The organism is Altererythrobacter sp. GH1-8 (assembly GCF_043702085.1).
Taxonomy (GTDB): domain Bacteria; phylum Pseudomonadota; class Alphaproteobacteria; order Sphingomonadales; family Sphingomonadaceae; genus Erythrobacter.
In genome coordinates this window covers 1915733-1932459 of the sequence record NZ_CP171690.1, presented here as the reverse complement: position 1 = coordinate 1932459, position 16727 = coordinate 1915733, and the positions used below count along the sequence as shown (strand labels likewise).

General features: G+C 59.9%; 19 protein-coding genes. 11 read left to right on the top strand and 8 right to left on the bottom strand.

The features are described 5' to 3' along the window. Positions 1-98 precede the first annotated feature (98 nt). Positions 99-3056: a M16 family metallopeptidase gene (locus ACG9DO_RS09450; RefSeq protein ID WP_394727272.1), complete on the bottom strand. Its 2958-nt coding sequence runs from the start codon at positions 3054-3056 to the stop codon at positions 99-101. Positions 3057-3188: 132 nt separating this feature from the next. Here ACG9DO_RS09450 and ACG9DO_RS09445 point away from each other — a divergent pair, with 132 nt between their 5' ends. From ACG9DO_RS09445 to ACG9DO_RS09415, 7 genes are all read left to right on the top strand, one after another. Next, the gene (locus ACG9DO_RS09445; protein ID WP_394727270.1) at positions 3189-3770 is read left to right on the top strand and encodes a NifU family protein; all 582 of its coding nucleotides are present in this window, start codon (positions 3189-3191) and stop codon (positions 3768-3770) included. A 27-nt stretch (positions 3771-3797) separates the two neighbouring features. Beyond that, entirely contained in the window at positions 3798-4406 is a 609-nt protein-coding gene (locus tag ACG9DO_RS09440) for a malonic semialdehyde reductase (protein ID WP_394727268.1), read from the top strand. A gap of 37 nt (positions 4407-4443) precedes the next feature. After that, the gene (gene tsaB, locus ACG9DO_RS09435) at positions 4444-5067 is read left to right on the top strand and encodes a tRNA (adenosine(37)-N6)-threonylcarbamoyltransferase complex dimerization subunit type 1 TsaB (protein WP_394727266.1); all 624 of its coding nucleotides are present in this window, start codon (positions 4444-4446) and stop codon (positions 5065-5067) included. Beyond that, entirely contained in the window at positions 5064-5534 is a 471-nt protein-coding gene (locus ACG9DO_RS09430) for a GNAT family N-acetyltransferase (RefSeq protein ID WP_394727263.1), read from the top strand. Before tsaB ends, ACG9DO_RS09430 begins: the two co-directional genes overlap by 4 nt. Before the next feature lie 112 nt (positions 5535-5646). Further along, on the top strand, positions 5647-6087 hold the full coding sequence (locus ACG9DO_RS09425) for a MucR family transcriptional regulator (RefSeq protein WP_394727261.1): 441 nt from the start codon (positions 5647-5649) through the stop codon (positions 6085-6087). Positions 6088-6200: 113 nt separating this feature from the next. Further along, positions 6201-6623: a Fur family transcriptional regulator gene (locus tag ACG9DO_RS09420; RefSeq protein ID WP_394727259.1), complete on the top strand. Its 423-nt coding sequence runs from the start codon at positions 6201-6203 to the stop codon at positions 6621-6623. Then, entirely contained in the window at positions 6595-7512 is a 918-nt protein-coding gene (locus ACG9DO_RS09415) for a lysophospholipid acyltransferase family protein (protein WP_394727257.1), read from the top strand. Before ACG9DO_RS09420 ends, ACG9DO_RS09415 begins: the two co-directional genes overlap by 29 nt. A 13-nt stretch (positions 7513-7525) precedes the next feature. On the opposite strand, the gene ACG9DO_RS09410 is transcribed toward ACG9DO_RS09415, so the two are convergent. The 5 genes from ACG9DO_RS09410 to miaB form a co-directional block, all read right to left on the bottom strand. Beyond that, the gene (locus ACG9DO_RS09410) at positions 7526-8410 is read right to left on the bottom strand and encodes a LysR substrate-binding domain-containing protein (protein WP_394727255.1); all 885 of its coding nucleotides are present in this window, start codon (positions 8408-8410) and stop codon (positions 7526-7528) included. Between the two features lie 78 nt (positions 8411-8488). Continuing rightward, positions 8489-9412: a hemolysin family protein gene (locus ACG9DO_RS09405; protein WP_394731249.1), complete on the bottom strand. Its 924-nt coding sequence runs from the start codon at positions 9410-9412 to the stop codon at positions 8489-8491. A gap of 20 nt (positions 9413-9432) precedes the next feature. Then, positions 9433-9918 carry an rRNA maturation RNase YbeY gene (gene ybeY, locus ACG9DO_RS09400; protein WP_394731248.1) on the bottom strand — a complete coding sequence of 162 codons (486 nt, stop codon included), beginning with the start codon at positions 9916-9918 and terminating at the stop codon, positions 9433-9435. Positions 9919-10008: 90 nt separating this feature from the next. Beyond that, positions 10009-11040 carry a PhoH family protein gene (locus tag ACG9DO_RS09395; protein WP_394727253.1) on the bottom strand — a complete coding sequence of 344 codons (1032 nt, stop codon included), beginning with the start codon at positions 11038-11040 and terminating at the stop codon, positions 10009-10011. Between the two features lie 88 nt (positions 11041-11128). Then, on the bottom strand, positions 11129-12484 hold the full coding sequence (gene miaB / locus ACG9DO_RS09390; protein ID WP_394727251.1) for a tRNA (N6-isopentenyl adenosine(37)-C2)-methylthiotransferase MiaB: 1356 nt from the start codon (positions 12482-12484) through the stop codon (positions 11129-11131). Positions 12485-12569: 85 nt separating this feature from the next. On the opposite strand from miaB, the gene ACG9DO_RS09385 reads away from it, so the two are divergent. Continuing rightward, on the top strand, positions 12570-13088 hold the full coding sequence (locus ACG9DO_RS09385) for a hypothetical protein (RefSeq protein WP_394727249.1): 519 nt from the start codon (positions 12570-12572) through the stop codon (positions 13086-13088). A gap of 9 nt (positions 13089-13097) precedes the next feature. On the opposite strand, the gene ACG9DO_RS09380 is transcribed toward ACG9DO_RS09385, so the two are convergent. Together ACG9DO_RS09380 and ACG9DO_RS09375 are read right to left on the bottom strand one after the other, a co-directional pair. Then, positions 13098-13553, bottom strand: a complete 456-nt coding sequence (locus ACG9DO_RS09380; protein WP_394727247.1) for a hypothetical protein — start codon at positions 13551-13553, stop codon at positions 13098-13100. Continuing rightward, positions 13546-13992 (bottom strand): peptidylprolyl isomerase, encoded by a 447-nt coding sequence (locus ACG9DO_RS09375; protein WP_394727245.1) that lies wholly within the window; start codon positions 13990-13992, stop codon positions 13546-13548. Before ACG9DO_RS09375 ends, ACG9DO_RS09380 begins: the two co-directional genes overlap by 8 nt. A 143-nt stretch (positions 13993-14135) precedes the next feature. On the opposite strand from ACG9DO_RS09375, the gene mgtE reads away from it, so the two are divergent. The 3 genes from mgtE (at position 14136) to ACG9DO_RS09360 (ending at position 16595) form a co-directional block, all read left to right on the top strand. Then, the gene (mgtE, locus tag ACG9DO_RS09370) at positions 14136-15572 is read left to right on the top strand and encodes a magnesium transporter (RefSeq protein ID WP_394731247.1); all 1437 of its coding nucleotides are present in this window, start codon (positions 14136-14138) and stop codon (positions 15570-15572) included. Positions 15573-15602: 30 nt separating this feature from the next. After that, positions 15603-15992 carry a DUF1489 family protein gene (locus tag ACG9DO_RS09365; RefSeq protein WP_394727243.1) on the top strand — a complete coding sequence of 130 codons (390 nt, stop codon included), beginning with the start codon at positions 15603-15605 and terminating at the stop codon, positions 15990-15992. A gap of 201 nt (positions 15993-16193) precedes the next feature. Further along, entirely contained in the window at positions 16194-16595 is a 402-nt protein-coding gene (locus ACG9DO_RS09360) for a hypothetical protein (RefSeq protein ID WP_394727241.1), read from the top strand. The last annotated feature ends 132 nt before the right edge of the window (positions 16596-16727 follow it).

Genomic DNA, 16727 nt, shown 5'->3' with positions numbered 1-16727 from the left:
AATCGGTGCGCGCGCCTACACGCCCTGAGTTTGAATTGCAAAGCGCAAGAGCTATACAAGCAAATATTATTTCAACGCGCTGCGATCCTGAAATTGGTTCATCGCCCCATGATAGCAGGCTTGGGACCTGCAGGACCGGGGCCCGCAGGGACAGTCTCAGCGAGTTTCTGCCCTTCGGGAATGATCGCCATGGTGAAACCGGGACGCGACGCGAGATAGCGGCGCGCGAGAATCTGCATGATCTCCGGCGTTGTCGCGGAATAGTCCGCCATGAGCGTCGGCATGGCCGCGACCCGGCGACCGTCAAAGCTCGCACCTTGCAGGAAGTGCAGCCAGAAGTTGTTGCTGGTTGACCAGCGGCTCATACGTTGGCGCACCGGCTCGGTCACGCGGGCGAGTTCATCCGCCCCGATCGGGACAGTTGCCAGATCGTTGGCGATCCGGTTCGCTTCAGCAATAAAGACTGGCACATCCTCAGGCTGGAGCTGAGCCAGCGCGAGGATCTTGCCGCCACTGTTGAGATCGACCGGCCAGTCGGAAACAGCCTGCGGAGCATAGCTCGCTCCTGCCCGCTCGCGCATGGCCTCCAGCAGCCGGTTGCTGAACAATTCGACCAGGATTTCGAGCTGCCTTGATTCGCGCACGCGCTCGATCCCGCCGCCGGTTGGCCATGCCATGACCACCGCAGCCTGGTTCTGATCCCCTCGGTGAGTGCGGACCGCGACCTCTGCGTCAGGCGCAGGAAAATCCGGAACTCTCACCGCAACAGTTGGATCGATTGGCTGACGCACTGGCAAGGCGCCGAAAGTGCGCCGCAGAGCCTCGACCGTAGAGGCACGGTCAAAGTCACCGAAGACCATCACTTCTAGCGGCCCTTGTGACAGCAGCGGCTCCCACACTTCGCGGAAGCCCTCAGGCGTTGCGGCATCCATCATTGCCGGGTCAGGCGTCGCAAAGCGCGGATCCCTGGCCGTGACAAGATATTCCAGATCGCGGTTGAGCACCCCGCCGGGGCTTGTCTCGAAGGTATCGTAGGCAAGTTTGGCAGCGGCCTTCGCTCGCAGCACCGGATTGGTGTCCCAGCGCGGCATTCCAAGCTTTGCTGCGAACAGGTAAAGCTGGTCGGCAACATCTTCCGAGCGGGTTTGCGCGGTAAAGCTGAACACCGCCTCTTCGATCGCGAAATCGAAGCCCATCTTGCGCCCGGTTGCGAGCAGATCAAGCTCTTCCTGACCCAGCTCGCCCAGGCCCGAGCCGACCAGGGCCATCTCCCCCAAGGAGATATAGGCTGCATCCTCCGGCTCGAAAGCACGGTAACCAGCGCCGAAACGGACCTTCACGGTTACCCGGCCAGGTTCAGCATCATTGGACCACAGCACGGCTCGGACGCCATTGGCGAAATGGACGCGGTCAATATCGAGCAAGCCAAGCGGCTCATCGACTGCGATAGTCCCGGGTTCGCCAATGGGCGGCAATTCATCAAACGAAATGGTGGTCGAAGCAAGGCGGGCACTGGAATCGGGCGTGACCTCACGCGCCATCGCAAGGCGCAATGTGTCTTCATTCACAGCCCCAGCCTCCGGCGTGACAAGGACGCCGCGGATCACGTCGCCTTCGAACAGCTTGCGCGTGTGTGCGAGCACTTCCTCCGGAGTGAAGCGCGCGCGCATCCCGCGGAACACGTTGAGCACGGTTTGCGGCGATGCCACAGTCTCGCGGATATCTACCGCCTGCACGATCTGGTCCGCCAGCTTTGAGCCAGCGAGGACGGAGACCTGTTCCACTTCGCTGGCGAAGGCAATGTCGAACTCAGCCACTTCGCGGTCGATCTCGTCCTGCGTGGGAGCCGCCTCAAGCGCGTCGGCGATCACTGCGCGCACATCATCCAGTGCAGCTTCCCAATCTTCGCTCAGCGGCGCAAAGCTGACAAAGGTCGCATCGGTCGAGCGGGATACATCATCCTGCTGGACCTGCGCGTAGAGATAGCTGCCGCCTGCGCGCGCGCGTGCTTCCAGACGACGGTTGATGATCGCCTGCCCGATGGCATCAAGCAGCAGGCCTTCATTATAGACGATCGTGTCCTTCACCGGCCGCCACGGGCGCATGACCGCATAGGTGAGCGAGCGCGGCATGTCTGGCTCGACTATGACAGCGACTTCTCCAATCGGATTTGCAGGATCCGTGCCTTGCGGCGCGACGGGATCGCCGAAGTCCGGAGCCTCCTCTCGGGGTCCCTTGCCTTCCCAGTCGCCGAACCATTCCTCGACCAGGCGGGCCAGCTCCAGGGGATCAGCATCGCCAGCAATGACGATCACCGTATTTTCAGGACGGTACCAGCGGTCATAAAATGCCTGAACTGCTGCACCAGTTGCCGCGCTGAGAGTTTCGTCAATGCCGATCGGATTGCGGGTTGCCAGTCGCTGACCGGCAAAAAGGGTCTGGCGTGTTGCGTCATTGACGCGCTTGCCTGCACCGCCCCGTTCGCGCTTTTCAGCCATGACGATGGGCACTTCCGCATCGACATTCGCCTGGCTCAATACGGGCGCCTTGATCATGCCGGACAGCAGCTTGAAACTTTCGCGCAAGCTCGATTGCGTAACGCCTGGCAGATCGAGCTTGTAAACAGTGTGCGTCGGGCTCGTTTCCGCGTTGGTGTCGCTGCCGAATGTCGCGCCGAGACGCTGCCAGGTCGGAATCGCTTCTGCCGGCCCGAGATAGGCGCTTTCGCGGAACAGCAAATGCTCCAGCAAGTGTGCATAGCCCTGCTCGCTGTCACGCTCGTGCAAGGAGCCCGCGTCGATGCGAACTCGGATCGATACCTGCCCCGGCGGGACACCGTTTTCGCGCACCGCATAGCGCAGACCGTTGTCCATTTCGCCGAACAACCACTCTTCATCACGCGGCACGTCGCTGTCGCGATAGATCCACGGTGTCTCGTCACCGGTCTGCAGGCTGGCAGGCATATCTGCGACGGGCGCTTCCTGTGCCGAAACAGGAACGGCCAGAGGAATTGTCAGGGCGGAAAGAGCGAAAACAGCGCGTGTAAGAAGCTTCATGGTACGTAATATAGGAAAGAAAGGTGTGAAGGGATAGTGAATGGAAGGGCGATGCGCTCTCCAAATTCATCGTCTCGCTCAGAAGCACAATTCCGCCTTGTCGCCCGGCAGCGCACTCCCTACATCTCTGCTATGTTTATCGAGACTGAAACCACCCCGAACCCCGCGAGCCTCAAATTCCTGCCTGGCCGCGAGGTCATGACCAGCGGAACGCGCGAATTTGCAACCCCTGAAGCGGCTGAAGCCAGCCCTTTGGCGCAGGCGATTTTCGACACGGGCGAGGTCGTGAACGTGTTCTTCGGCAGCGATTTCGTCTCGATCACTGCCGCACCCGGCGTGAGCTGGTCTGACCTGAAGCCCCAAGTTGTTGCGATCCTGCTCGACCATTTCGTGTCCGAAGCGCCTCTGTTCGCTGGCGGGGATGCATCAGGCATTGCAGTGCCAGCAGAGGACGCCGCGATGCTGGTCGAAGAGGACCCGGCAGATGCCGATGTTGTCGCGCAGATCAACGAACTCCTCGAAACGCGCGTCCGCCCTGCTGTTGCGGGCGATGGCGGCGATATCGCCTATCGCGGGTTCAAGGACGGTATCGTCTATCTGACCCTACAAGGGTCGTGCTCGGGCTGTCCGTCATCCACGGCAACGCTCAAGCACGGGATCGAAGGTCTGTTGAAACATTATGTGCCCGAGGTCGTTGAAGTCAGAGCCGCCTGATTTTTCAGACATATTCTCGAGGCCTTCATGACCAAACAGTTTCACGATCATAAGCTTTCATCTGACGCGCTCGACCAGCTTTTCTATGAAGCGCGCACATATAATGGATGGCTCGACAAGCCGGTTTCGGATGATCAGCTACACGCGATCTGGGACCTCACCAAGATGGCGCCGACATCTGCCAACATGCAGCCCATACGCATCGTTTGGGTCAAGTCCGAAGAACAGAAGGCGAAGCTCGTCGAATGCGCATCGGATGGCAACAAGGCCAAAATCAAGGCAGCACCGGTTACTGCCATTCTGGGCTATGACATTGATTTCCATGAGGAGCTGCCCTGGCTCTTCCCGCACACCGACGCGAAGAGCTGGTTCGAAGGTGATGAAGATGGCCGCAAGGAGGGTGCGTTCCGCAACTCTTCCCTGCAAGGCGCGTATCTGATGCTGGCTGCGCGCGCGCTCGGGCTTGATTGCGGACCGATGTCCGGTTTCGATGCTGCCAAGCTGAATGCGACGTTCTTTGCGGACGAGCCGCGTCACCGCGTCAATTTCATCTGTTCGATCGGCTATGGCGATCCAGACAGTATCTTTGATCGTTCGCCGCGGCCCGACTTCGAGAAGTTCAACCGTATTATCTGACTTGCGAGCGCTGGCTCGCTGAGGCACTGCGCGAGCCATGCGTACACTCGCGATCGAAACCGCTACAGAAGCTTGCTCCGTTGCCTTGTTCGATGGAACAGAGCTGGCGGGTTCGCACCACGAGGTGCTCGGCCGCGGTCATGCGGAACGCCTGATCCCGATTATTGCCGACATGCCTGACAAGGGACGTGCGGACCGGATCCTCGTTTCGCTGGGCCCGGGAAGTTTCACGGGCGTCCGCATCGGTCTTGCGGCTGCCCGCGCACTTGGCCTTGCGTGGCGCGCACAGGTTCTCGGCTACCCGACACTGGCTCTGGTAAACGCGGTCGCGCGGAGATGCTATCCTGATAAATGTTGCAGTGTCGCCATGCGGGCCGGGCACGGCGAAGTTTTCGCGCAGAATTTCGATGCCGCGGGAATGGCGCAAGACGAAGTGCAGTCGCTCGTTCCCGAACAGGCGGCCCGGCAATTGATACATCCAATAATCGCGGGAACGGCAGCAGAGGCGGTTCAATTCGCTCGCGGACACGGAATTGCCGCCCCCATGCATCCTGATGCAAGGCTGGTCCTGACGCTTGCAGATCAACACCTGACCAAGTCGCTCTCCGCGATTTATGGCCGTCCGCCTGATGCGAAACTACCAGCAGGTACCGAGGCATGATGGATCAAGTCGACCACATCATGCAGGTGATGGAAGCGGCGTTTGACCCGCAATGGGGCGAAGCCTGGAACCGCAAGCAGGTTAGCGATGCGCTGATCTTGCCGCACACCCACGCGATCCTGGCCGATTGTCATGGCACGCTGTTTGAGGTGAGCGAAGCCCCCGCTGCGGGATTTGTGTTGAGCCGACACGCGGCTGATGAAGAGGAATTGCTGTTGATTGCGGTCGATCCGGCGCATCGGGGGCGTGGGATTGCAACCGGCCTGATCGAAGCCCTGTTCCGAAATGCGGCCACTCGCGGCGTTACACGCGTGTTTCTGGAAATGCGCTCGAATAACCCGGCTGAAACTCTCTATCGCAGGTCAGGCTTTGTGCCGATCGGTCAGCGCAAGGACTATTACAAGCTCTCCAGTGGTGACCGCCTCGACGCCATCACTTTCGCGCGGACGCTCGACATCCACACATGATCGGATTGGTCGGCACTGGTGCTTTTGTTCCCTTGCATTCGACAAACTGCAGGTTCATGAGAGCGCCATAGAAGCGAAAAGCCATACAACAAGAAAAACTGACGAGGAACTCATGAGCGCTTTAGAACTCGATATGAAAGAGACACTCATTACTTTGACTTCCGATATTGTTGCAGCACACCTAAGCAACAATCCAGTCGCCGTGGATGAAGTGCCCTCTCTTATCAGTAATGTATTCAACGCCCTATCCAAATTGGGCGAAGACGCCAGCCCGGTCGAAGTGCGGCCCGAACCAGCGGTTTCAATCCGTGCCTCCGTCAAGAAGGACCACATCGTGTGTCTTGATTGCGGCAAGAAGATGAAGATGCTGAAGCGCCATCTCTCAACCGAGCATCGCTTGACGCCTGAAGAATATCGGGAACGGTGGGACTTGGGCCCCGATTACCCAATCGTGGCACCAAACTATGCGGAGACGCGCCGCGATCTGGCGAAGAAGATCGGGCTCGGGCGGAAGCCCGGCCAGAAGCGGGGTCGTCGCAAGAAAGCGGCGTAATCGCCGCGCGATCCCCCACCGACTGCATGGAGCGGCCGCGCGCACCCTTGAGTGGAGGGCAACTGCTCTCTAAGGATAGGGCGAAGCATGAATCATGCATGTCGGAGGTTTGATTGACGCAGCGAATTGACCTTGAGCAATTGTGTGCTGACAAGGGCCTGCGAATTACGGAGCAACGCCGTGTCATCGCTAAGGTCCTGTCCGATAGCGAGGATCACCCTGATGTCGAACTCCTCCACCAGCGCGCATCTGCGGTAGATCCCAAGATCTCCATCGCGACGGTGTATCGGACCGTGCGCCTGTTCGAAGAGGCAGGCATTCTGGACCGCCATGATTTCGGAGACGGCAGAGCGCGTTACGAGGCCGCGCCGGAAGCGCATCACGATCATCTGATCGATGTCGAGACCGGCAAGGTCGTTGAATTCGTCGATCCTGAATTGGAGGCTTTGCAGCGCGTGATCGCAGAAAAGCTGGGTTACCGCCTGGTTGATCACCGAATGGAGCTTTATGGCGTCCGCCTCGACCGAAAAGATTAGCGATAAGGCGCTTCGCCGCGCTGAGAAATATGGCCGCAAGCGGATGGCTGCGATGCGGGGCGAGAATGTCCCGCTGACCATCGCTGGATGGATCCGTTTCATCCTTCGCACATTGGCAATCATCGCGCTGCTCATAGTCTTCGTGCCGCTGCATTACCTGTACCGCACGTTGGCGTATGGCTCGCCGTTCCCGATGCTGTTCCTGCGCTACACCGCACGCGTTGTGGGGGCGCGGGTGACAATTGTCGGAACACCCTTGCGGCGCGATGTCTTCTTCATCGCGAACCATCTGTCATGGATTGATATTCTCGCCACAGCCGGCGCGAGCGGGACCGCTTTCGTCGCCAAGCAGGAACTGTCGGAAGTGCCGGTGATCGGCTGGCTATGCAGCCTGAACCGCACCGTCTTTGTAAAGCGTGAGTACCGTTTGGGGGTCGCTGAACAGATCAACGCTCTGAAGGAGGCCTTGCAGGACAATTGGTCGGTCACGGTGTTTCCAGAAGGAACCGTGACCGATGGCCAGTCGCTCTTGCCGTTCAAGAGCTCCATGCTCTCGGTGCTTGAGCCCCCTCCCCCCGGGGTTCTCGTGCAGCCCGTCATGCTCGATTATGGCGAGAATGCCGAGGAAATAGGTTGGGTCGGCGAAGAAAGCGGGCTTCACAATGCTATGCGGATCATGGCGCGCAAAGGGACATTCAGGCTCGTGATTCATTATCTCGAACCTTTCAGCCCGGAAGATTATCGCGGTCGCAAGGCCATCGCGGCCAAGGCGCGGGAAGAAATCGAAGCGGCTCTGGTGGCCAGCCTCGGCAGGCCGCTGCGCGATTTCGAGCACACCGTTGAGGCGATCCGCTACACCGCGCCGGACAAGAATTTCCCGATCGAGTAGACGGACTTGCAGCTCAGAGTTCTGCGCGGACCAACCAGTCGTGAAACAGGCGCACGGGACGCATTTCAAGCGCAGTCGGTTTGCATACGAACCAATAGCTATAAGGGCTTTCGACTTCGAGCCCGTAGAGGTTGGTCAGCCGGCTGTCTTCCGACCGGCGCAAGTGATCATCATGCATGATCGCAATGCCCAGCCCCTGTGCCGCTGCCGCCAGCATCAGCTGACCCGAATCGTAGTGATCGATTGCGGCGGGATCCAGATCTTCGCATCCGAGCGCGCGTTTCCAGGCTTCAAAGCTGGCCGGCAGCTCGTTGTGGATCAGGAATGTCTGCTTGGCGAGTTTCTCCCTGTCGAGCTCCGCGCCCAATTTGGCAGCAACATCCTGGCTGCAAATAGCGTGCACCATGTTGTGGTCGAGGCGCACGGCATGCAGCGAAGTATTCGGCCCCTTTGAGAGGATAATGGCCGCGTCAAGCGTATCCCCGACGCGGTCCTCCAGGTGCGGGCCGGTGTCGATGTCGATGTGCAGCAACGGATGACGCTTGCGCAGTTCGCCGAGGCGCGGGAACAGGCGCTGGCTCCCAAACAGCGGCAGCACGCCCAGCCTCAACCGGAGCAGCGAGATGTTGTCAGACTGGTTCTCGACCGCCCGCGCGAGCGCCTCCAGATGCGGGTTCACTGCCTCGTAAAATGCCTGACCCTCATCTGTCAGCTGCATCGACTGGCGAGCACGGGTGAACAGCTTCTTGCCGACGAATTCCTCGAGGTTTGCGATCCGCCGGGAGAGCGCCGACGGACTGAGGCCAATCTCTTCCGCAGCAGCCCTTGCCGATCCCAGGCGCACGGTGCGCATGAAGGCCTCGAGGGCGCGAAGCGGTGGCAAACGACGTGATGGCATATCTTTTCAAACCTCTCATGAGAAGTACGCATGAGAGCAAGGAAAAGATGCAAAAAAATGCATCAAGTCAGCAAAAAATCAGCCTTCGATTGCGTCTTTCGCGTTCACCGGCGCATGCAGCCGCAAGCGGGTGACATGGGTCTCATCCCCGGCGGTCACCTCGATCCGCCAGCCACTGTCATGTTCGACAATCGTGCCCACGGGCGGGACTTGTTCTGCCAGGACGAAGGTCAGGCCGCCCAGCGTATCAACCGATTCCTCCACCTCGGCGAGGCGTGGATCGACCAGCTCCGCTATGTCCTCAAGCTCAGCCCGTGCATCGACATCCCACTGCCCGTCGCCAATAGGAACGATCAGTTCCTCAGGCGCATCGTCATGTTCGTCCTCGATTTCGCCAACGATCTCTTCGACCAGGTCTTCAATCGTAATGAGCCCATCGGTACCGGAGAATTCATCGAGCACGATCGCCAGATGGACCCGGCGCGCGCGCATGTCAGCCAGCACATCCAGCGCCCCGCGCGCCTGCGGGACATAGAGCGGCTGGCGCATCAGCGTCGTCCAGTCGCGTGGCGGTTCCTTCTTTTCCGCGAGGAACGGAAACACGTCCTTGATGTGGATCATCCCGATCACTTCATCGAGCGTCTCGCGATAGACTGGCATGCGCGAATGACCATGTTCAGAGAAAGCCGCGATCAACTCGTCCCAGCTGGAAGAGGTCGGAACAGCGATGATCTCGCCGCGCGGGACCGCGACATCATCCGCGTCATGCTCGCTGAAATGCAGCAAATTGCGCAGCATCTGCCGCTCGACCGGCGAGAGATCGCCATTGTCGGGCGCGCTGACTTCGTTGTCGCCCTTCTCGTCCTCGTGCTCGTCGATGGCTTCTTCAAGCTGCGCGCGCAAGGAACGGTCGCCGCCGCCCAGCTTCAGGATTTTTCGCAAGGCGGGCAAGAACCCGCTTCTACTCTCCGCGTCTCCCGCGGCGGATGGGGAATCGGGCATGGCCCTGTGTGAAACTCCTGTCATGTGCGGTCCCCATATGGGTCCGGTATGCCCAGTTTTGCAAGGGCGGTGATTTCCAGAGCCTCCATGGCGTCGGCTTGCTCGTCGGAATCGACGTGATCATGGCCGGCCAGATGGAGCAGCCCGTGAACGATCAGATGCGCTGCATGATGCTTGAGCGAGATGCCTTTTTCGTCCGACTCGCGAGCGCAAGTCTCGTACGCGAGTGCCAGATCGCCGAGCATAACTGGCGGGCCGTCGAGCGCGAGTTCAAGCAGTTCCTCTTCGGTAAGCATCGGAAAACTTAAGACATTGGTGGGCTTGTCACGATCCCGCCATTCGCGGTTGAGCGTGTGGACTTCATCGTCCGTCGTAAAAAGCAGGCTGGCAGTCAGACGCGGATTGGCTAGTGACGGCTCAACCTCAGCCGCCGCCGCCGCCGCGCGTTCGGCAAGAGCCTCCCAATCCCCTTCCGGCCAGCCGTCAATGTCGATGTCTATCTGCAAACCGTCATTGCGAGCGGAGCGATGCAATCCAGTCCCATTTGCTGGAATGCCGCGTCGGCTTCGCCTCCTCGCAATGACGAGAGCGCAAGTTCACTCCGCCTTGCCCTCATAAGCCTCGACGATCCGGCCCACGATCGGGTGTCGGACCACGTCGGCGGCGGTGAAGCGGATCGTGCCGAAGCCTTCGACATTCTCCAGCTTCTCGACCGCATCGGCAAGCCCGCTCATCCGGTCGCCGCCCGGAATATCGACCTGGCGCGGGTCGCCGCACACCACCATCCGGCTGTTCTGGCCAAACCGGGTGAGGAACATCTTCATCTGTTCGCGCGTGGTGTTCTGGGCCTCATCAAGGATAACGAAGGCATCCGCCAGCGTGCGCCCGCGCATGAAAGCAATCGGCGCAATCTCGATCTCTCCGCTCGCCAGCCGCCGCTCGACCTGCTCTGGCGGCATACAATCGTAAAGCGCGTCATAGAGCGGGCGCAGATAGGGATCGACCTTGTCCTTCATGTCACCGGGGAGGAAGCCGAGCTTCTCACCCGCTTCCACCGCCGGGCGCGAGAGGATCAGCCGCTGCACACTGCCGGTGATCAGCTGGCTAACCGCCTGTGCGACCGCAAGATAGGTCTTGCCGGTCCCCGCCGGACCGAGCGCGAAGATGATGTCATCGCGCGCCAGAGAGCGCATGTAGATCGCCTGCATCGCACTCCTAGGCACGATGGTCTTGCGGCGCGTACGGATCATGATCGGCGGAGAGTTCCGGTCCGCGTTCACAATCCCTTCAAGCGTCGGCTCGTTCGACATGGCGATGATCGCTTCGATCGCGCCTGCATCGAGGTCCTGCCCCTGCGAGAGCCGGTCATACATGCCTTGCAAAACTTCGCGCGCGGTCGCGACGGCGTCTTCCGGCCCTTCGATTTCGATTCTGTCCCCGCGGGCAGAGATAAACACGCCGAGACGGTTCTCGACTTGTACGAGATTGGCGTCGAATTGTCCGAAAAGGAGGCCGAGAAGCGACTGGTTCTCGAAGCTGAGTTCTACGCGCGCCCGACGGGCTTCACGTAAAGGGACGGGATCTGGCGATATTACCGGATCGGTTGTCTTTGTCGGTCTACGGCCCATGCACTTCCTTCGAGTCGATACTCATGGAATGTGATGCTGGAATGCGGTTCTTGCAAGTGAAGGGCTTGAACGCGGTGGTGGAAAGTCATCAAACCGTCGCAACCTCGCGGACGACACCGCGCAGCGAGTTGGGCCCTGCTTCCGCCAGTTCGACGGCCACCAGATCGCCAAGCTGAGCTTCATCCTCAAACCAAACCGACTGCAACCACGGCGATTTGCCCAGCCATTGCCCCTCGTGCTTGCCCTTACGTTCGACGAGCACATCGCAGGTCTTGCCGACACTCGCCTGATTGAAAGCGAGCTGATCGCGATTGAGCCGATCCTGCAAGCGCTGGAGCCGGTCTTCCATCACCTCTTTAGCTATCTGGTTATCCATCGTCGCAGCAGGCGTTCCGGGACGCGGTGAGTATTTGAAGCTGTAGGCCTGCGCATAACGCACTTCGTCCACCAGGCTCAGCGTGTCTTCAAATTCCGCCTCGGTCTCACCCGGAAAACCAACGATGAAATCGCCAGACAGCGCGATATCAGGCCGCGCTTCGCGGAACCGTTCAAGCAGCCGCAGATAGCTTTGGGCCGTGTGGCTGCGGTTCATCGCTTTCAGCACGCGGTCATTGCCTGCCTGCACGGGCAAATGGAGATAGGGCATCAGCTTGGCGACTTCGCCATGTGCAGCGATCAGCGCATCATCCATGTCGTTGGGATGGCTGGTGGTGTAGCGGATGCGCTCCAGCCCATCGAGCCTGGCGAGCGAATGGATCAGCCCTGCAAGGCCCACTGTCCTGCCCGTTTCATTCTCCCCGGACCAGGCGTTCACATTCTGCCCGAGCAGCGTGATTTCCCGCGCGCCCGCTTCTATCAGTTTGCGAGCTTCGTCCAGCAGGTCATTGTACGGCCGAGAGATCTCCGCACCGCGCGTATAGGGCACGACGCAATAGGTGCAGAACTTGTCGCACCCTTCCTGCACGGTCAGAAACGCGCTTGGCGTGCGGCGCTTGCGCTGCGGCAGCGCATTGAACTTCGCAATCGCGGGCATGTCCGTATCGGTCACGCGCTCGCCCTGCACCGCCTTGTCGAGCATATCGGGCAAGCGATGATAGGCCTGCGGGCCGACCACCATGGAAACCGCAGGCGCGCGCTTCATGATCTCCTCGCCTTCGGCCTGCGCCACGCAGCCTGCGACCGCAATCATCGGTACTTTCTTTTGTATCTTGCCTTTGGTCAGACGGCCAATGTCGGAATAGATCTTCTCCGCCGCCTTCTCGCGAATGTGACAGGTGTTGAGCACCACCAGATCGGCATCTTCGCCCTCTGGCGCTTCGGTGATGCCTTTCTCCGCAAGCAGCTCAGCCATGCGCTCGCCATCATAGACGTTCATCTGACAGCCGAAGCTCTTGACCCTATAGGTCTTTGGCCGATTTTGGGCTGGAGTGGTATCGGGTTTCATAAGGGCTGCGCGTTTAGCGAGAAGTTATCGGGGGTTCAATGTGCTTGCGCCTTGATAGTCGGACAAAGGCGCGCAAGATGGGAACATGACCCGATATAGTTTCTCCGCGCTCGCCGCTTTTTCTCTCGTCTTGGTCGGCTTAGCCTCGATTTCGCATGCAGAGGAGGCTCCGGCATCTGCTGCAGATTTGCAATTTGCACAAATCGCATCGTGGCAGGGCCGCTGGAAAGTTGCAGAAACCGAAGCGCTGGAGATCGTCTTCGAAAGCACTGCACGAGGAAAAACCATTGTAGAGCGATGGGAGACCGGATCCGGACTCCACTCAATCACTGTCTACCACTTGGACGGCGATCGGGTCGTTGCAACCCATTACTGCCCGCAAGGAAACCAGCCGCGACTTGAAGCGGTTGCAGGCGGGGATGACGAGATTGCTTTCACTTTTCGCGACGTGACCGATTTGGATGAAGGAGAAAGCCACACGTATTCGCTTCGGTTCAAGGCGAATTCCGATGGCTCACTGGTTCGCACCGAGGTTTACAAAGGCGCGGAAGGGATCGGCGATCCCAGCAGCTATACCCTTGTCAGAGCGACAAAGGGAGGCTGAATCAAGCTCTCACTGGTTCAATATCGTGGCGGCGCGCGCGAGGTCCTTTTCGCGCCCGAAAAGGCGCAGGATCGCGATCAGCTCGAACCTTTCCGGAAGGTAGAGCGTCGCCTCGCCGCATTGCACTGCAATACGCGTCCTCGGCTCTACCGCCTCCCACGCGCCATTGGCCAGTACTTCCAGTCCCGTCATGAATTCGACGTCGAGGGCCGGCCCTGCCCAGCGCCCGAAGCGCTGAGAACGGAACATCGTCTTGCCATCGTCAGGCGTGTCCGTGAGGGGCAGCGAGTCATAGAGCGCATCCAGGTCGCGCCGCGACACGATTACATCGATATCGGCAATGTAGCCCGCATCGCCGCCATGCAGCGCCACCGCCGCGCTGCCGATAATCCACCAGGGGTCGCGCGCGGTCCTGAGAACCTCGCTGACGAGGCTTAGGGACGTCGCGAGTGGAGGATCACCCAACAGTCGCTTTCACGATCTTGCCCGGGTTCGCCGGTGGCTCACCCTTGGGCAGGGAATCGATGTGCTCCATGCCGCTCTCGACCTGGCCCCAGACGGTGTATTGCCCGTCGAGGAAATGCGCATCGTCGAAGCAGATGAAGAACTGGCTGTTCGCGCTGTCCGGCACTTGCGTACGCGCCATCGAGCAGGTGCCGCGCACATGCGGTTCCGCGTTGAACTCAGCCTTCAGGTCCGGCTTGTCGCTGCCGCCCATGCCGGTACCGGTCGGATCGCCGCCCTGCGCCATGAAGCCGGGGATCACGCGGTGGAACACCACGCCGTCATAGAAGCCTTCGCTTGCAAGCTCGGTAATCCGCTCAACATGGCCGGGAGCCAGGTCCGGACGCAGTTTGATCACGACGTCGCCGGATTCAAGGGTGAAGGTCAGTGTTTCGGCCATGGGTATCTCCAGTATTTCAACTCTGTTCGTGTGCTTGCGGCTCTTTAGCAGTCTAAACCCGCCTGTCACGGCTTGCTTTTCATTTCGTGCCGCCTAGACCTCTCGCCATGGCCGAAAACGAGCGCCTTTCCGAAGATGATGTGATGCTGGCCGATCCGCCGGCACAGACCGATTCCGAGGACAGCGCAAAACCCGATGCCAAGCCGGACGACCGTATCGATGACGAGCGGCACGACGAGGAAAACAGGCTCAAGCCCGCCTACATCCGCGCCGTTCGCGATGCGCTCGACGAGGAAGACAAGGGCGCGGTCTATGACCTGGTAGAGCCGCTCCACCCGGCCGACATCGCCGACCTTTTGGAATTGCTCGAGCGCGACGAGCGGGCCGAGCTTGCTGCCTCCATCACGGACCTGATGAGCTCCGACGTGATCGCGGAACTCAACGACTATGTCCGCGAAGACATGATGGAATCATTGGACCCACAAGCGGTCGCGACCATCATCGAACAACTCGAGACCGATGACGCGGTCCAGCTGATCGAGGACCTCGACGCGGAAGACCAGCGGGCTGTCCTTGCCGAAATCGAGGCGGAAGACCGCGTCGCGATCGAGAGCGCACTCGCTTATCCGGAAGAGACCGCCGGGCGTCTGATGAACCGCCATTTCGTGGCAGTGCCCGAGCATCTCTCGGTCGGGGACCTGATCGATTACCTGCGCGAGGAAGGCGATCTCACGCATGAATTCTTCGAAGTCTTCGTGGTTGACGAGCGGCACCACCCGGTCGGAACCTGCTCACTCAACTGGATTCTGACTGCGCCGCGCAACATCGCGCTGACTGATGTGATGAAGCGCGACCAGACGCTGATCCCGGTTTCGACGGACCAGGAAGAACTGGGCCTGATGTTCCAGAAATACGGGCTGATCTCGGCCGCCGTGGTGGACGAAAGCGGACGGCTGGTCGGGCAGATGACAGTGGACGATGTGCTCCACATCATCTCTGAAGAGGCAGGCGAAGACGCGCTGCTTCTCTCAGGCGCAGGCGATGGCGACATCAACGAGCCGATCCGGGAAGCCTATGGTAGCCGCGTGCGCTGGCTGATTGCCAACCTTGGCACGGCATTGGTCGGAAGCGCGATCATCGCCTATTTCGGGGCGGCGATCGAAAAGCTCGTCGCGCTCGCCGTGCTGATGCCCATTGTTGCGAGCATTGGCGGCAATGCGGGCACGCAGACCATGGCGGTCGCGGTGCGCGCGATTGCGACCAACCAGCTTACCCGCGCCAACACGTGGCGGATCGTTTGGCGCGAGCTGCGCGTTGCGCTGCTCAACGGCGTGACCATTGCCGTGTTGATCGGGATCGGTACCGCAGCAATCTTCACCCCTGAGCTTGGCATGGTGATCGCCGCTGCGATGGTGATTAATATCATCGTGTCCGGCATGGCGGGGGTGCTTGTCCCCGTGATGTTCGAACGGCTGAACCAGGACCCGGCAGTGGCCTCGTCCGTTTTCGTAACCATGATCACCGACAGCATGGGGTTCTTCGCCTTCCTCGGGCTGGCAGTGGCAGCGGGACTGGCTTGATTTCTCGCGCAGGCAGACCATCTCATCGCCATGCCGCTTAACCTGACCAAGATCGCCTTTGGCGCGCAGAGCTATGACGATATCCAGAGCTGGTATGCCGGGCGGCGCAGCCCGCATCTGACGACCAAATATCGTCCGACCAAATGGCAGGACTGCATCGGCGGCTCGCTCTACTGGATCCACCAGCACCAGATCGTCGCGCGCTCGCGGATCGAAGGTTTCAGCCAGACTGACAGCGGGCGCTGGCTGATCGAGCTGGAACCGCGCCTGATCCGCGTCCACCCGGTCCCAAAGCGTGCTCATCAGGGCTGGCGCTATCTCAAGGGCGAGCCTCCGCGTGACCTTGAAGAGGGCGAGGAGTTGGGCGATGTACTGCCTGGAAAGCTCGCAGGCAAACTTCAGAGCCTTGGGCTGATCTAGCGCGCTGCTGATCGATGCTCGGAAATGGGGCGTAAGCGGACAAAGCATCGTTTCGGAGTTTGGACTTTCTGATCCAGTAAACTTGCCCACCGGGCGCGTTTGCGGCAACGTGACCCCGAGGTCGCAATTCGTCTCAAGAGCGTTGGGTGACCGACCGCGCTCCCGAGAAACAAGGGGACTGTTATGAATAGGATTTGGATTTTGAGTGGAGCGCTTGTGGTGGCCGCTTGTTCGGGTGCTCAGGAAGAGGGACCAGTTACAGATGAAAGTGTCGCCGCAGACACACAATCGGTGGCAGCTGACCCCTCGATGTGGGCAAGCGCTGAAGATGCAGCCGGAACTTATTCGCTGACCTATGCCGACGGAACTGAAGGCGTCTTGACTGTCGCGGCCGATGGGACTGCTGAAGGGGTGATTGGAGGCGAAGAGTTCACCGCCAGCTTCACTGTCCCGGAACCCGGCAAACTCTGTTACACAGACTTGAGCAACGAAGACCTCTCCGTCCCTGCACAATGCTGGGTCAATTCGCCAATGAATGAGGACGGTAGCTGGAATTTTGCCGGCGATGATGGAACGGCTGGAACAGCCAAGCCTGCCGAATAGCCACCCAAAACAGGAAAGGGGAGAAGGGCCGCGGTTTGCTGTCCTTCTCTTTTCCGCATCATGCGGCCGAAAAGCCCGTTGAGATCGCAAAACTACGGGCGTCCTGAATTAGGTCGTAACCGGACGAAAGCA

What these genes read in the sequence shown, in the direction of transcription:
- ACG9DO_RS09450 (WP_394727272.1), bottom strand. Translation starts at nt 3,056, where the DNA reads ATGAAGCTTCTTACACGCGCTGTTTTCGCTCTTTCCGCCCTGACAATT.
- ACG9DO_RS09445 (WP_394727270.1), top strand. Translation starts at nt 3,189, where the DNA reads ATGTTTATCGAGACTGAAACCACCCCGAACCCCGCGAGCCTCAAATTC.
- ACG9DO_RS09440 (WP_394727268.1), top strand. Translation starts at nt 3,798, where the DNA reads ATGACCAAACAGTTTCACGATCATAAGCTTTCATCTGACGCGCTCGAC.
- tsaB (WP_394727266.1), top strand. Translation starts at nt 4,444, where the DNA reads ATGCGTACACTCGCGATCGAAACCGCTACAGAAGCTTGCTCCGTTGCC.
- ACG9DO_RS09430 (WP_394727263.1), top strand. Translation starts at nt 5,064, where the DNA reads ATGATGGATCAAGTCGACCACATCATGCAGGTGATGGAAGCGGCGTTT.
- ACG9DO_RS09425 (WP_394727261.1), top strand. Translation starts at nt 5,647, where the DNA reads ATGAGCGCTTTAGAACTCGATATGAAAGAGACACTCATTACTTTGACT.
- ACG9DO_RS09415 (WP_394727257.1), top strand. Translation starts at nt 6,595, where the DNA reads ATGGCGTCCGCCTCGACCGAAAAGATTAGCGATAAGGCGCTTCGCCGC.
- ACG9DO_RS09410 (WP_394727255.1), bottom strand. Translation starts at nt 8,410, where the DNA reads ATGCCATCACGTCGTTTGCCACCGCTTCGCGCCCTCGAGGCCTTCATG.
- ACG9DO_RS09405 (WP_394731249.1), bottom strand. Translation starts at nt 9,412, where the DNA reads ATGCCCGATTCCCCATCCGCCGCGGGAGACGCGGAGAGTAGAAGCGGG.
- ACG9DO_RS09395 (WP_394727253.1), bottom strand. Translation starts at nt 11,040, where the DNA reads ATGGGCCGTAGACCGACAAAGACAACCGATCCGGTAATATCGCCAGAT.
- miaB (WP_394727251.1), bottom strand. Translation starts at nt 12,484, where the DNA reads ATGAAACCCGATACCACTCCAGCCCAAAATCGGCCAAAGACCTATAGG.
- ACG9DO_RS09385 (WP_394727249.1), top strand. Translation starts at nt 12,570, where the DNA reads ATGACCCGATATAGTTTCTCCGCGCTCGCCGCTTTTTCTCTCGTCTTG.
- ACG9DO_RS09375 (WP_394727245.1), bottom strand. Translation starts at nt 13,992, where the DNA reads ATGGCCGAAACACTGACCTTCACCCTTGAATCCGGCGACGTCGTGATC.
- mgtE (WP_394731247.1), top strand. Translation starts at nt 14,136, where the DNA reads ATGCTGGCCGATCCGCCGGCACAGACCGATTCCGAGGACAGCGCAAAA.
- ACG9DO_RS09365 (WP_394727243.1), top strand. Translation starts at nt 15,603, where the DNA reads ATGCCGCTTAACCTGACCAAGATCGCCTTTGGCGCGCAGAGCTATGAC.